At 73.8% G+C, this 12,636-nt stretch carries 13 protein-coding genes; 9 read left to right on the forward strand and 4 right to left on the reverse strand.

Features of this window, described 5'->3' with window-relative positions:
* Positions 1 to 10 precede the first annotated feature (10 nt).
* From KSP35_RS11785 to KSP35_RS11795, 3 genes are all read left to right on the forward strand, one after another.
* Complete coding sequence (locus KSP35_RS11785; RefSeq protein ID WP_216995589.1) at positions 11 to 1,060, forward strand: metallophosphoesterase; 1,050 nt, start codon at positions 11 to 13, stop codon at positions 1,058 to 1,060.
* Between the two features lie 62 nt (positions 1,061 to 1,122).
* Positions 1,123 to 1,569 (forward strand): ester cyclase, encoded by a 447-nt coding sequence (locus KSP35_RS11790; RefSeq protein WP_216995591.1) that lies wholly within the window; start codon positions 1,123 to 1,125, stop codon positions 1,567 to 1,569.
* Positions 1,570 to 1,675: 106 nt separating this feature from the next.
* Positions 1,676 to 2,566: an intradiol ring-cleavage dioxygenase gene (locus KSP35_RS11795; RefSeq protein WP_216995593.1), complete on the forward strand. Its 891-nt coding sequence runs from the start codon at positions 1,676 to 1,678 to the stop codon at positions 2,564 to 2,566.
* A 25-nt stretch (positions 2,567 to 2,591) separates the two neighbouring features.
* On the opposite strand, the gene ilvD is transcribed toward KSP35_RS11795, so the two are convergent.
* The gene (gene ilvD / locus KSP35_RS11800) at positions 2,592 to 4,427 is read right to left on the reverse strand and encodes a dihydroxy-acid dehydratase (protein WP_216995595.1); all 1,836 of its coding nucleotides are present in this window, start codon (positions 4,425 to 4,427) and stop codon (positions 2,592 to 2,594) included.
* Between the two features lie 100 nt (positions 4,428 to 4,527).
* Here ilvD and KSP35_RS11805 point away from each other — a divergent pair, with 100 nt between their 5' ends.
* Positions 4,528 to 5,334 (forward strand): helix-turn-helix transcriptional regulator, encoded by an 807-nt coding sequence (locus KSP35_RS11805; protein ID WP_216995597.1) that lies wholly within the window; start codon positions 4,528 to 4,530, stop codon positions 5,332 to 5,334.
* Positions 5,335 to 5,347: 13 nt separating this feature from the next.
* On the opposite strand, the gene KSP35_RS11810 is transcribed toward KSP35_RS11805, so the two are convergent.
* Positions 5,348 to 5,632 carry a putative quinol monooxygenase gene (locus KSP35_RS11810; RefSeq protein ID WP_216995599.1) on the reverse strand — a complete coding sequence of 95 codons (285 nt, stop codon included), beginning with the start codon at positions 5,630 to 5,632 and terminating at the stop codon, positions 5,348 to 5,350.
* Positions 5,633 to 5,827: 195 nt separating this feature from the next.
* Between KSP35_RS11810 and KSP35_RS11815 the strand changes: the two genes are divergently transcribed.
* From KSP35_RS11815 to KSP35_RS11835, 5 genes are all read left to right on the forward strand, one after another.
* The gene (locus KSP35_RS11815; protein ID WP_216995601.1) at positions 5,828 to 7,612 is read left to right on the forward strand and encodes an NAD(P)/FAD-dependent oxidoreductase; all 1,785 of its coding nucleotides are present in this window, start codon (positions 5,828 to 5,830) and stop codon (positions 7,610 to 7,612) included.
* Positions 7,613 to 7,639: 27 nt separating this feature from the next.
* Positions 7,640 to 8,302: a histidine phosphatase family protein gene (locus KSP35_RS11820; RefSeq protein ID WP_216995603.1), complete on the forward strand. Its 663-nt coding sequence runs from the start codon at positions 7,640 to 7,642 to the stop codon at positions 8,300 to 8,302.
* Between the two features lie 29 nt (positions 8,303 to 8,331).
* Positions 8,332 to 8,805: a ParB/Srx family N-terminal domain-containing protein gene (locus KSP35_RS11825; RefSeq protein ID WP_216995605.1), complete on the forward strand. Its 474-nt coding sequence runs from the start codon at positions 8,332 to 8,334 to the stop codon at positions 8,803 to 8,805.
* A gap of 93 nt (positions 8,806 to 8,898) precedes the next feature.
* A complete protein-coding gene (locus tag KSP35_RS11830; protein ID WP_216995607.1) occupies positions 8,899 to 9,489 on the forward strand; it encodes a helix-turn-helix domain-containing protein in 591 nt (196 codons plus the stop codon).
* A complete protein-coding gene (locus KSP35_RS11835) occupies positions 9,486 to 10,802 on the forward strand; it encodes a hypothetical protein (RefSeq protein WP_216995609.1) in 1,317 nt (438 codons plus the stop codon). The genes KSP35_RS11830 and KSP35_RS11835 overlap by 4 nt, the downstream gene beginning before the upstream one ends.
* Before the next feature lie 30 nt (positions 10,803 to 10,832).
* On the opposite strand, the gene KSP35_RS11840 is transcribed toward KSP35_RS11835, so the two are convergent.
* Both KSP35_RS11840 and KSP35_RS11845 read right to left on the reverse strand, forming a co-directional pair.
* Positions 10,833 to 11,870, reverse strand: coding sequence for a hypothetical protein (locus KSP35_RS11840; protein WP_216995611.1), 1,038 nt, complete (start codon positions 11,868 to 11,870; stop codon positions 10,833 to 10,835).
* Between the two features lie 67 nt (positions 11,871 to 11,937).
* A complete protein-coding gene (locus KSP35_RS11845; RefSeq protein ID WP_216995613.1) occupies positions 11,938 to 12,630 on the reverse strand; it encodes a hypothetical protein in 693 nt (230 codons plus the stop codon).
* Positions 12,631 to 12,636 lie beyond the last annotated feature (6 nt).

Below are 12,636 nucleotides of genomic sequence, written 5' to 3' on the forward strand. Positions count from 1 at the left end.
CCCGCTGGCGGTGCCGGGCTACGTCGGCCTGGCCGTGCTCTTCTACCTGCTGCTCGCCCTCCTGGTGCTGGAGGTCCCCCGCTTCGCCTTGGCTCGATGGGACCGCCGCCCCGCCGCCGCGCCCGGCACGGCCCACGACCACGACCACGACCACGACCACGACCACGACCACGATCACGACGGGCACACGCACCCGCATCCACACCCGCACGAGCTCGCTGACCCGGGGCGGCGGCACTCCATCGCCCGGGTGCTGGCCGGCACCGCCGGCGCGGTGGCGTTGGGGACGACGGGCTACGGCTTCGTGCAGGCCCGTCGGATCAAGGCCAAGCCGGTGACCATCCCCCTCGCCCGCCTGGACCCGGCGCTCGACGGGCTGCGCATCGCCCTGCTGTCCGACGTGCACCTCACCCGCGGCCTGCGCGAGCGCTCGTGGATGGCCGAGACCGTCGCCAAGGTGAACCGGGAACGGGTGGACCTGGTGGCGGTGGTGGGCGACCTGGTCGACGGCGACGTCGGCGAGCTCGGCGGGTTCGCCGCCCCGCTCCAGGACCTGCGGGCGCCGCTGGGCACGTTCTTCGTGACCGGCAACCACGAGTACATCTCCGGCGCCGAGCAGTGGATCGACTTCCTCCCGACGCTCGGCGTGCGGGTGCTGCAGAACGAGCGGGTGGAGCTGCGCCACAAGGGGGCGGTGCTCGACCTGGCCGGCATCGACGACGTGGCCGGCGGCCGCGAAGGGCGGGGACCCGACGTCGCCAAGGCGCTCGACGGCCGCGACCGGGACCGCACCGTCGTGCTCCTGGCCCACCAGCCGATCCTGGTCGACCAGGTCCGCGACGCCGGCGTCGACCTGCAGCTCTCGGGCCACACCCACGGCGGCCAGCTCTGGCCGGTGCACTACCTGGCCCGCCTGCAGCAGGGGCACCTCGCCGGGCTGGAGCAGGTGGGCGACACGGTGCTCTACACGTCGCGCGGCGTCGGGTCCTGGGGTCCGCCGGTGCGGGTGGGGGCACCGCCGGAGATCACGATCATCACCCTGCGCTCCGAGCGGCGCTGAGCGCCCTGCGGTAGACCGAGGAGCGGTGCGGACCGGCTGCACCGGACAGATCGGGGCACCACGTGGACGACGACCTCCGGGCACGACGGCTGGCGGTGGTGGAGGAGCACTTCGCCTCTGAGGTCGAGCAGGCCTTCGACCGCACGCTGGCCACCTTCGACGGCCACCCCCGCTACGAGATCATGGCCACCGGCCAGGTCTTCGACGGGGCCGAGGAGGTCATGGGCTACTACCTGAGCACTCGCACCGCCTTCCCCGACCAGCGCCACGACAACGTGCGCACCCACGTCGCCGACGACGCGGTGATCACCGAGTTCGACCTCCTGGGCACCAACCTCGGGGAGTTCTTCGGGCTGCCGCCGACGGGGCGCTCGTTCCGGGTGCCGGTGATCGCGGTGTTCTCCTTCGTGGGCGACGAGATCGTCAACGAGCGGATCTACTTCGACTCCGCCAGCCTGGTGAACCAGATCGGCCACGGCGCCCTGCTGGCCGCCCTCGCCGACACCTGAGGGTCCCAGCCTCCTCTGAGGGTCCTCTGCCGGGAGCGGGAGGCTGCTCGCGCAGCATGGCCGTCGTCCCACCACCTCGGGCGGGACCGGAACCCCGGAGCGCAGCATGGACCCCTTCGAGCACCACCCCGACGAGCACGACGACGAGCACGACCTCGGCCTGCAGCACGACCTGGCCACCATGGAGCGCCTCGGTGCCCTGGCCCCGGTGGGCGCTCCCGCCGCCACCGGCCTCGCCGGGCTCGCCGACGGCCTCGACGTCGCCAAGGCCAAGCGCATGGACCGGCGCCGGGCGCTGACGATGATCGGCGGTGGCGGTGCCGCAGCCCTCGTGCTGGCGGCGTGCAAGATCCCGGTGACGGGCGGTGGCTACGCCGTCACGCCCACCGAGACCGCCGGCCCGTACCCCGGCGACGGATCGAACGGGCCCGACGTGCTCAGCACCTCCGGCGTGGTGCGCCGCGACATCCGCTCCAGCTTCGGTTCCCTCTCGGGCACCGCGGCCGGCGTGCCGCTGACCATCGAGCTGAAGGTCACCGACGTGAGCAGGGGCAACGTGGTCAAGCCGGGCGCGGCGGTCTACCTGTGGCACTGCAACCGGGACGGCAAGTACTCCCTCTACAGCTCCGGGGTGACCAACCAGAACTACCTGCGGGGCGTGCAGGCCGCCGACGCCGATGGGAACGTGACCTTCACGAGCATCTTCCCCGCCGCCTACGACGGCCGCTGGCCCCACATCCACTTCGAGGTCTACGAGAGCCTGGCCACGGCCAAGAGCGTCTCGAACAAGGTGCTGACGTCGCAGATGGCGCTGCCCAAGGCCGCCTGCGACACGGTCTACGCCACCTCCGGCTACGGCGCCTCGAAGGCCAACCTGGCCAAGACCTCGCTGGCCACCGACATGGTCTTCCGCGACGGCTACAGCCACGAGCTGGCCACCGTCACCGGCAGCACCAGCGCCGGCTACACCGCCAAGCTCACCATCGCCGTCCCCTGATCGCCTGGTGCCGGCCGGTCTCGGCTCAGACGTCGCGGACCGCACCCCGCGAGGCCGAGGTGGTGGTGCGGGCGTAGGCCCGCAGCGAGGCCGGGACCCGACGGTCGCGGCCCCTCGCGGTCCACGGTGCCGGCGACGCCTCCTCGTCGGCGCGGCGGCGAGCCAGCTCGTCATCCGGCACGTCCAGGTGGATGGTGCGGGCCGGGATGTCGATCTCGACGAGGTCGCCGTCACGGACCAGCGCGATGGCCCCGCCCGCGGCGGCCTCGGGCGAGACGTGGCCGATGCTCAGGCCCGACGAGCCGCCCGAGAAGCGGCCGTCGGTGACCAGGGCGCAGGCGCCCGCCAGGCCCATGCTGCGCAGGTAGGTGGTCGGGTACAGCATCTCCTGCATGCCGGGGCCGCCCCTGGGGCCCTCGTAGCGGACGACGACGACGTCGCCAGCGGCCACCACCCCGCCGAGGATGGCGTCGACGGCCTGGTCCTGGCTCTCGAAGACCCGCGCCGGGCCCCGGAACGCCAGCAGGTCGTCGGCGATGGCCGCCGCCTTGACGATGCAGCCGTCGGGGGCGAGGTTGCCGCGCAGCACCGCGAGGCCGCCGTCGGGCCGGTAGGCGTGGGCGGCGTCGCGGATGCAGCCGTCGACGGGATCGAGGTCCAGGCTCGGCCACCGCCGCGACTGGCTGAACGCCTGGGTGGTGCGCACGCCGCCCGGCGCGGCGCGATACCAGCTCTGCACCGCTGCGGTCGCGCCCCCGCCCCGGACGTCCCAGCGGGCCAGGACCTCGGCCAGGGTGTCGCCGCTGACGGTGGGGACCGTGGTGTCGAGCAGGCCGGCCCGGTCGAGCTCGCCGAGGATGGCGTGCACGCCGCCGGCCCGGTGCACGTCCTCGATGTGGAAGCGGTCGGTGGCCGGCGCCACCTTGCACAGGCTCGGGACGCGGCGGCTGAGCCGGTCGACGTCGTCCATGCTCAGCTCGACGTCCCCCTCGAACGCTGCGGCCAGCAGGTGCAGGACGCTGTTGGTGCTGCCGCCCATGGCCAGGTCGAGGGCGAAGGCGTTCAGGAACGACCGCCGATCCGCGATGCGGCGGGGCCGGGCGGTGTCGTCGCCCTCGGCGTAGCAGCGTCGGGCCAGGTCCACGATCGTGCGCCCGGCCCGGCGGAAGAGCGCCTCGCGGTCGGCGTGGGTGGCCAGCACGGTCCCGTTGCCCGGCATCGCCAGGCCCAGCGCCTCGGTGAGGCAGTTCATCGAGTTGGCGGTGAACATCCCCGAGCACGATCCGCAGGTGGGGCAGGCCGCCTCCTCCACCGCTGCGACCTCCTCGTCGGTGCTGCCCGGGCGGGCGGCGACCTCCATCGCCGAGATGAGGTCGACCCGGACCTCCTGACCGTCGACGGTGACCCGGCCCGATTCCATGGGCCCGCCCGACACGAACACGGTGGGGATGTCGAGGCGCATCGCGGCCATGAGCATCCCGGGCGTGATCTTGTCGCAGTTCGAGATGCAGACCAGGGCGTCGGCCCGGTGCGCCTCGACGACGTACTCGATCGAGTCGGCGATGAGGTCCCGGCTCGGGAGGCTGTAGAGCATCCCGGCGTGGCCCATGGCGATGCCGTCGTCCACTGCGATGGTGTTGAACTCGCGGCCCACGCCACCGGCCGCCGCGACCTCGTCGGCCACCAGCCGACCGAGGTCGCGCAGGTGCACGTGGCCGGGCACGAACTGGGTGAACGAGTTGGCGATGGCCACGATGGGCTTGTCGAAGTCGCCGTCGGTCATGCCGGTCGCCCGCCACAGGGCGCGGGCGCCCGCCATGTTGCGGCCGGCGGTGGTGGTCTTGGAGCGGAGCTCGGGCACTGGTCGTCCTCGTGGTCGGTGTGCCCGGCACGGTCGCGCCGGCGCCCGGGGCGGAGAAGCCCCTGCTGGTGGTGGCACTGCCAGGACTACCGTCGGCGCCGTGCGCCAGGCCGAGCTCGGGACCTTCCTCCGCTCCCGTCGCGAGCGCCTCGACCCCGCTGCCGTCGGCTTCCCGGCCTCGACCCGTCGTCGGGCCCCCGGCCTGCGCCGGGAGGAGCTGGCCTCGCTGGCCGGCGTGGCCGTGTCGTGGCTGGCCAAGCTCGAGCAGGGCCGGGCGCCCGGCGTCTCGGCCGAGGTGCTGGGCGCGCTCGCCGGGGCGCTGCGCCTCGACGACGCCGAGCGGGCCCACCTGTTCGCCCTCGCCGGCCTGCGACCTCCCGACGGGACCGCGCCGAGCGCACCGCTGGTCACCCCGGCGCTGCGGGCCCTGCTCGCCGGGCTCGACCCGTCGCCCGCCTACGTGCTCGACCGCACCTGGCGGATCGTGGCCCACAACGCCGGCGAGGCCGCCCTCTTCCCGCCCGTCGCCGCCGCCCCGGAGCCGCCGAACCTGCTCGAGCTGACCTTCGGCGACGCCGGCCTGGCGTCGCTGATGGCCGACCACGATGCGGAGCTGGTCCGCTTGGTGGCCCAGTTCCGCATCCACGCCACCGAGTGGCCCAGCCCCGACCTGGACACCCTCGTGGCCCGGCTGTCGGCGCGTGCGCCGCGCTTCGCCGAGCTGTGGTCGGGCCAGGACGTGGCCCCGTTCGAGACCACGCGCCGCCTCTTCGACCACCCCACCGCCGGCCGCCTGGCCTTCGACCACCACCGCTTCGCCGTGCTGGACCAGCCCGGCGCGCAACTGGTGGTCTACACGTCGGCCGACGGCACCGACAGCGCCCGACGGCTGCTCGCCGCGAGCTGATCGGCGGCGTCGGTCAGGCGTCGCCCACCGACGAGATCTCGTAGCGCCGCACGTCGGCATCCAGGATGGCGGCCTGCTGGTCACCGCTGGGGCCCGAGCCCCGGAACGCGAGCAGCGGCTCCTCGGCCTCCCAGCGCTCGAAGATGCGGATGCGGCCGGGATCGACGGTGTCGGCGGTGATCGAGAAGTCGAAGCACCCCTCGGTGGCCCGGGCGGCCTCGACCACCGCCACGCAGCCGGCGACGTAGGCGTCGCGCTCGGAGGGATCGACGACGAGGTGCCCAGCGATGACCAACATGCCGGTTCCGACGCCCGGCCCGGCCGGAACTCATCGGTGGAGCGTGCGAAGACCCTCACACCCGCACGGAGGCGGAAGAGGACCCTGCGGCCGCGCCCCTGACGGTGTGTCAGGACCGATGTGCCACGACGGTGCGCTGGCGGCCAGACTCGGGTGCGAAAATGGAACACGTTCCAGTACGAGACCGGGGACCCCATGTCTGAAGCCGATCGCATCGAGGAAGCCAAGGCCAAGTACCGGGCCGAGCGGGACAAGCGGTTGCGGGCCGACGCCCAGGCCCAGTACTCGCAGCTCACCGAGGACTACGAGGAGTTCGACCACGATCCGTGGGCCGAGCCCGGCTTCACCCGCGAGCCCGTGGTGGAGCGGACCGAGGTGGTGATCGTGGGCGGCGGCTTCGCCGGCATGCTCACCGCCGTCGGCCTCCTCAGCAGGGGCATCACCGACTTCCGCATCGTCGACAAGGCCGGTGACTTCGGCGGCACCTGGTACTGGAACCGCTACCCCGGTTGCATGTGCGACGTCGAGTCGCTGATCTACCTGCCCCTGCTGGAGGAGACCGGCTACTGCCCGACCATGCGCTACGCCCCGGCGCAGGAGATCTTCGAGCACTGCCAGCGCATCGGCCACCACTTCGACCTGTACCCCCACGCCCTTTTCCAGACCGAGATGGACACCGCGGTGTGGGACGAGCCCGACGCCCGCTGGAACATCACCACGTCGCGCGGCGACCAGCTCTCGGCCAAGTTCCTGATCACCGCCGGCGGCATCCTGCACAAGGCCAAGCTCCCGGCCATCGAGGGCATCACCGACTTCGCCGGTCGCGCCTTCCACACCGCGCGCTGGGACTACGGCTACACCGGCGGCAGCCCCACCGAGCCCATGGACCAGCTGGCCGACAAGCGGGTCGGCATCATCGGCACCGGCGCCACCTCGATCCAGGTCGTCCCCCAGCTGGCGAAGGCGGCCAAGGAGGTCTACGTCTTCCAGCGGACCCCCTCCGCCGTCGGCGTGCGGGCCAACGAGCCCGTGGACCGGGCCTGGTTCGACGCCCAGGAGCCCGGCTGGCAGGCCGAGCGCATGGCCAACTTCACCTCGGCGGTCTCCGGCGAGCAGCCTGAGCAGAACCTGGTCGGCGACGGCGCCACCCAGCTGCTGTGGCAGGACACCCAGCAGCAGGCCGACACGCCCGAGCGCGCCGCCGAGCTGGAGCGATCCGACTTCGAGACCATGGAGTCCCTGCGGGCCCGCATCGACGAGGTGGTCGACGACCCGGCCACCGCCGAGAAGCTCAAGCCCTGGTACGGCAAGCACTGCAAGCGCCTCTGCTTCCACGACGAGTACCTGGCCGCCTTCAACCAGCCCAACGTCCACCTGGTCGACACCAACGGCCAGGGCGTGCACCAGGTCACCAGCAAGGGCCCCGTGGTCGACGGCGTCGAGTACGAGCTCGACCTGCTCGTCTACGCCTCGGGCTTCGAGGTCACCACCGGCCTCGTGAGCCGGCTGGGCTTCGACCCGGTCGGCCGGGACGGCGTCCGCCTGAGCGAGCGCTGGCACGACGGCGCCCACACGCTCCACGGCGTGCTCACCAACGGCTTCCCGAACCTGCTCGTCTGCCACTTCATCCAGGCCGGCTACGGGTTGAACTTTCACCACTACCTGCGCGAGCTCACCGCCCACCTGGCCGCGATCGTGGCCCAGGCCTCCGAGGAGGGCATCACCTCGATCGAGGCCACCGTCGAGGCCGAGGACGCCTGGCTGGCTCTGCTCTGGGAGGCCGGCAAGGGCTTCGGCCGCTACTCCGCGGCCTGCACGCCGAGCTACCACAACAGCGAGGGCGCTCGCACCATGGCGGCGGCCCGCAACGTCGTGATCCCCGGCAACCTCATGAACTACATCGGCCACCTGCAGCGCTGGCGAGACGAGGGCGACCTCCCCGGCACGGTCGTCGTCCGCGCCGAGGCCACCAGGGTCTGACGGCGGCGGGTCGGGTAGGCGTCGGCCATGCCCGACCCGACCGGCCCGATGCACCTCGTCCTCGTCCGCCACGGCGACGCCCACGCCGGGTTCCACGGGCCCATCGCCGGGCCGAAGGGGTGCCAGGGCCTGACGCCGCTGGGCCGGCGGCAAGCCGAGGCCCTGCGCGAGCACCTGGCCACCACCGGCCGGGTGCAGGCCGACGTGCTCATCGCCAGCGTCCTCCCCCGCGCCATCGAGACGGCCGAGATCATCGCGCCGGGCCTCGGCCTCGAGCTGTCCGAACGGGACTGCGACCTGTGCGAGGTGCACACCGGCGAGGCCGACGGGGTCGACTGGTCGCTCTACAACGAGCGCTTCGGCTCCTTCGACATGGAGGCCGAGCCCGACCGGCCCTTCGCCCCCGGCGGCGACAGCTGGAACGGCTTCCACGACCGGGTCTCGCGCACGTTCGAGCGCCTGGCCCGGGAGCACGCCGGCCAGACGGTGGTGGTGGCGTGCCACGCCGGGGTGATCATGGCGTCGATGCGCCTGCTGCTGGGCATCGGCGACCCCGCCACCAGCGCCCACCTCCGCCCCACCAACACCGGGCTGACCGAGTGGGAGCACGATCCGGTGGCCGGTCGCTGGCTCCTGCGCTCCTACAACGAGGCCGACCACCTCATCGGGCTCGACGTCGTCGACGGCTGAGCGGGCTCGCCCGGGGGAAGGGGGCCGGGATGGACGACCCCCAGCCGTACTCCACCGCCGCCGCCCGGGAGGCCGCCGCCCACGACCAGCTCGCCGAGTGGGTCGGGCGGTTCCTGAGCAGCCCCGGCAGCGACAACGCCCCGCTGGCGAAGCTGCTCTCGGACCCACCGCTCGCCTGGCTCGGACCGGTGCTGCTGCCGCTCGACCAGCTCAACCGCTTGGCCGGGCCGCCCGGGCACCCCGTGGTGGAGGAGGTCGACGACGACTACTGGCGCGACGACGTGGAGGAGCTGGCCCAGGCGGTCGACGGCGGCCACGAGCCGGCCCCGGTGGTCGTGACCCACCAGGGCGACCACCTCAAGCTCGAGGACGGGAACCACCGCGTGGAGGCCCTCCGGCGAGCGGGCGAGACCGAGGCCTGGGCCGTCATCGGCTTCGAGGGCCCCGAGGAGCGCGACGCCTTCATCGCCCGCAGCGAGGCGACGGCGGCACCGGAGGGCTGAGCGCCCGGACGGTCGGCCGGTCCGCAGCCGGCGTCCTCGACAGATCGCAAAGAATGTTTGCAAAGGAAGTGTGCGATCCGTACGGTGGTCGCCGTGACCCGACCCGCGCACGATCCCGAGTCCGTCGTCCACCTCGACGCCACGCAGCTGCGGGCGCTCGCCCACCCGCTGCGCATGCGCCTCCTCGCCCGCCTGCGCCGGGAGGGCCCCGCCACCGCCTCGGCGCTGGCCCGCCGGTTCGGCACCAACAGCGGCCAGACCAGCTACCACCTCCGCCAGCTGGCCGAGGCGGGGCTGGTGGAGGACGACCCCGAGCACGGCGACGGGCGGGACCGCTGGTGGCGGGCCGCGCACGAGAGCACCTCGTGGTCGAGCACCGAGTTCGTCGACGACCCCGACGCCAAGGCCGCCGACGCCTGGCTCCTCGGCCACCTCATCCGCCGCCACGGCGAGTCGCTCGGCGCCTGGCTCGACGAGCGCGAGCACCTGCCCGCCGCGTGGATGAGCGCCAGCGACCTGTCGGACCTGTGGCTGGTGATGACCCCCGAGCGCCTGAAGGCCATGAGCGCCGAGCTGCACGCCGTCATCGCCCGCTACCGCGCCGAGCCACCCGACACCGCGCCGGATGCCCGCGAGGTGACCGTGCACCTCCACGCGTTCCCGACGGCGGAGTCGGACCGGTGATCTCCGCCGCCACCGCTCGGCGCCGCTACCTCGGGCTGCTCGCCCTGCGGTGGCTGCCCGTGGGCCTCACCATCCCGGTGTCGGTGCTGATCCTCACCCACCGCGGCCTCTCGCTCGGCCAGGTCGGCCTGGCCACCGCCGCCCAGGGGTTCGTGGTCTTCCTGCTCGAGCTGCCCACCGGCGGCCTCGCCGACGCCCTCGGCCGGCGGCCGGTCCTCATGGCCGCCACGGCCATCGACGCCGCCGCCCTCGCCGTGTTCCTGGTGGCCCGCAACCCGGCGCTGCTGGTGGGCGTCTACGCCGCCAAGGGCATCTCCCGAGCGCTCGACAGCGGCCCCCTCGACGCCTGGTACGTCGACGCCGTCGTGGCCGCCGAGCCCGATGCGGCGGCCGCGCCCGCCGACGGGCGACCGGCCGGACGGCGGCCCGCCGGGCGGCGGCCCGGCTACGAGACGACGCTCGCCCACGGGGCTGCCGTGCTCAGCGCGGCGATCGCCGTCGGCGCGCTGGCGTCGGGCGCGCTGGTGGCGCTGGGCGGGGTCGGGCCGGTGCACGGGCTCTCCACCCCGATCGTCGCCGCCGTGCTGCTCGACCTGGTGGCCATCGCTGCTCTGCGCACCCTCATGGTCGAGCCCCAGGCGGCGCACGGGCGAGGCACCCTGGGGGCCGGGCTCCGCGAGGCGCCCGACCACGTCCGCACCGCGCTCCGGGCGGTGCGGACCTCCCGGGTGCTGGTGGCCCTCGTGGCGGTCGAGGTGCTGTGGTGCTTCGGGATGGCCGCCTTCGAGCTGCTGGTGTCGCCCCGCATGGCCGAGCTGCTCCACAGTCGCGACCGGGCGGCGTCGGTGTTCGGCCCGGTCACGTCGGGCGCCTGGGTGGCCTCGGCGCTCGCCGCCGCCCTGGTGCCCCGGCTCGTCCGGCGGGTGGGGACGCCGCGGGCCGGCGCCGTCCTGCGGGTCGCCCACGGGCTGGCCGTGGGCGCCATGGCGCTGGCGGCCGGCCCGGTGGGCCTGGTGGTCGCCTACGCCGCCACCTACGCAGTGCACGGCGCCGCCAACCCGGTGCACCAGAGCCTCCTGCACCGGGAGGTGCAGGGCCCGTCCCGGGTCACGATCCTGTCGGTGAACTCCATGGTGGGCATGCCCGCCGCCGCCATCGGCGGCATCGTGCTGGGCGCCCTGGCGGACGCAGCCGGCATCCCGGCGGCCATGGCGCTGGGTGCGGTGGTCCTCGCAACCGCCACCCCGCTCTACCTGGTGGGCCGGGCGCGGCCGGGCGCCGAGGCCACCGCCCGCTCGTTGACCGCCGCCTGACCGGCCCGCGCGACGGGCCGGCGGCTCGGCTCAGCCGGTGTAGGTGGGCGAGCCCGCCACCGGCGTGGCGCCGGTGCTCTCGGTCACCACCGGGGTCGTGGTGGGCACGACCGTGGTGGTGGAGGTGGTGGTGCTGGTCGTCGTCGAGGTCGTGGTGGTCGTCTCGGGGAGCGAGAGCACGATCGGCTCGGCGTAGGTGGTGGTGGCCACCAGCGACTCGAGGAACGAGACGTCGGCGTTGAGCCGGCCGACGTCGAAGCAGCCCATGTCGGCCGGATCCTCGGCGTCGAAGCCGCGGTAGGCGTTCAGGGCGTTGATCGCGGCGGCCAGGGCGGTGTCGAAGTCCGGTGCCTCGCCGTCATCGCAGCTGGTGAGGGCGGCCTCGAAGGCGGCTCGGGCGTCGGCGCCGGCACCGGCCGTGACGACGGCGAGGACCTGCGGGTCCGAGCGGTAGCTGAGGTCGGTGTAGCGCCCGTTGAGGAAGTGCTGGACGAGCGCCTTCACGTCGGTGGGCGACACGAGGGTGTGGCCGTCGGGGACCGAGGTGACCTTGAAGCCGACGTCGACCACCTCGCCGAAGCCGTCGATGGACGGGCCGTAGGCGAGGGTCGGGTAGGCGTAGTGGCCGGGCCCGGGCCAGGCCGGGAAGCTCTGGCCGTCGGGCAGGTAGATCTCGAGCTTGCCCATGGCCTCGTCCCACTCGGCCTGGGTGACCTCGGGCGGCGCGCACTCGAGCACGTCGCCGTCGTCGTTGGTGAGCTCGTAGACCACCTGGGTGTCGGCGGGCACGGCGTGGGTCACGCCGTCGGCGCCGTTCTGGTCGGCCACGTCGAACGACACCACGTCGAGGACGCCGAAGTCCTGCTTGCCGAAGCCGAAGTAGGCGCCGCAGCTCTCGTAGGTGCCGTCGGCGGGGTCGGCAGCCGGGGCGCGGACGCCGGTGTCGCGGGTGCCGGCGGCCGGCGAGGACTGGGCGACCGGCGCCCAGCCGGAGACGGCGGTGGCCACCGCGGCGACCACGCCGGCGGCGGGCAGCAGCGCCCGGTTCTTCACCCGTACCGAAGTCATGTGCGCCCCTTGCCCATTCCCGTCGTCCGCTCCGCCACCACGACGGAGAACCCGGACGAATCGGACATTAGTCGCTCCGGGTGACGCTCCCGTCAGGGTCCATGGGCGGCATGAGGCGGTCGAGCGCGGCGATGCGGTCCGGGTGCCGCAGGCCCGCCACCAGGTGCTCGCCCATCGACGTGCGCCGCCCGTCGCTGTGCAGGCGGCCGGGCCAGCCGTGGAGCTGGTGGTACGCCGACGCGGCGTAGATCAGGGCGGTGGCCACGTGGCGGCGGCGGAAGCCCTCGCCCACGTAGACCTGGTCGACCACGGCCTCGTCGCGCCACCACCGGATGGCACCCACCTGGTCGCGGCTCCGCGTCGGCAGGTGGAAGAAGGTGGCGTCGGGGACCACCACGCCGGGCTCCACCACGTCGTGCTCGTAGCCGACGAGCGTCATGGCCGGGCGGGCGTCCTGCAGCTCCGGGAGGGCGACGAACCACATGGTCGGGCTGCCCGGCGCCGCATCGGGGCTCACCCGCAGCCGGGGGCGGCGCTGGTCGTCGAGGTCGGCCCGCCAGATCTCGAAGCGGCCGGGCAGCTCCTCGTCGCCCTCGACGGTGGTCCCGTCGGGGTGGTCGTCGCTGAACAGGCAGCGCACCTGCCACCGGCCGCCGGGCAGCGGCGCCTGGCGCTGGTACCAGGCCGAGGTCCCGGGCGCCGGCACGGCGGCGGCCGCCGGCTGGTCGGGAGCATCGACGTCGTCGGCAGCGGGGGCCATGGCCGC

Source organism: Aquihabitans sp. G128 (genome assembly GCF_019048865.1).
GTDB lineage: Bacteria > Actinomycetota > Acidimicrobiia > Acidimicrobiales > Iamiaceae > Aquihabitans.

Coding starts and splice junctions, on each gene's coding strand:
- KSP35_RS11795 (WP_216995593.1), top strand. CDS start 1,676: ATGGACCCCTTCGAGCACCACCCCGACGAGCACGACGACGAGCACGAC.
- KSP35_RS11810 (WP_216995599.1), bottom strand. CDS start 5,632: ATGTTGGTCATCGCTGGGCACCTCGTCGTCGATCCCTCCGAGCGCGAC.
- KSP35_RS11815 (WP_216995601.1), top strand. CDS start 5,828: ATGTCTGAAGCCGATCGCATCGAGGAAGCCAAGGCCAAGTACCGGGCC.
- KSP35_RS11820 (WP_216995603.1), top strand. CDS start 7,640: ATGCCCGACCCGACCGGCCCGATGCACCTCGTCCTCGTCCGCCACGGC.
- KSP35_RS11825 (WP_216995605.1), top strand. CDS start 8,332: ATGGACGACCCCCAGCCGTACTCCACCGCCGCCGCCCGGGAGGCCGCC.
- KSP35_RS11840 (WP_216995611.1), bottom strand. CDS start 11,870: ATGACTTCGGTACGGGTGAAGAACCGGGCGCTGCTGCCCGCCGCCGGC.
- KSP35_RS11845 (WP_216995613.1), bottom strand. CDS start 12,630: ATGGCCCCCGCTGCCGACGACGTCGATGCTCCCGACCAGCCGGCGGCC.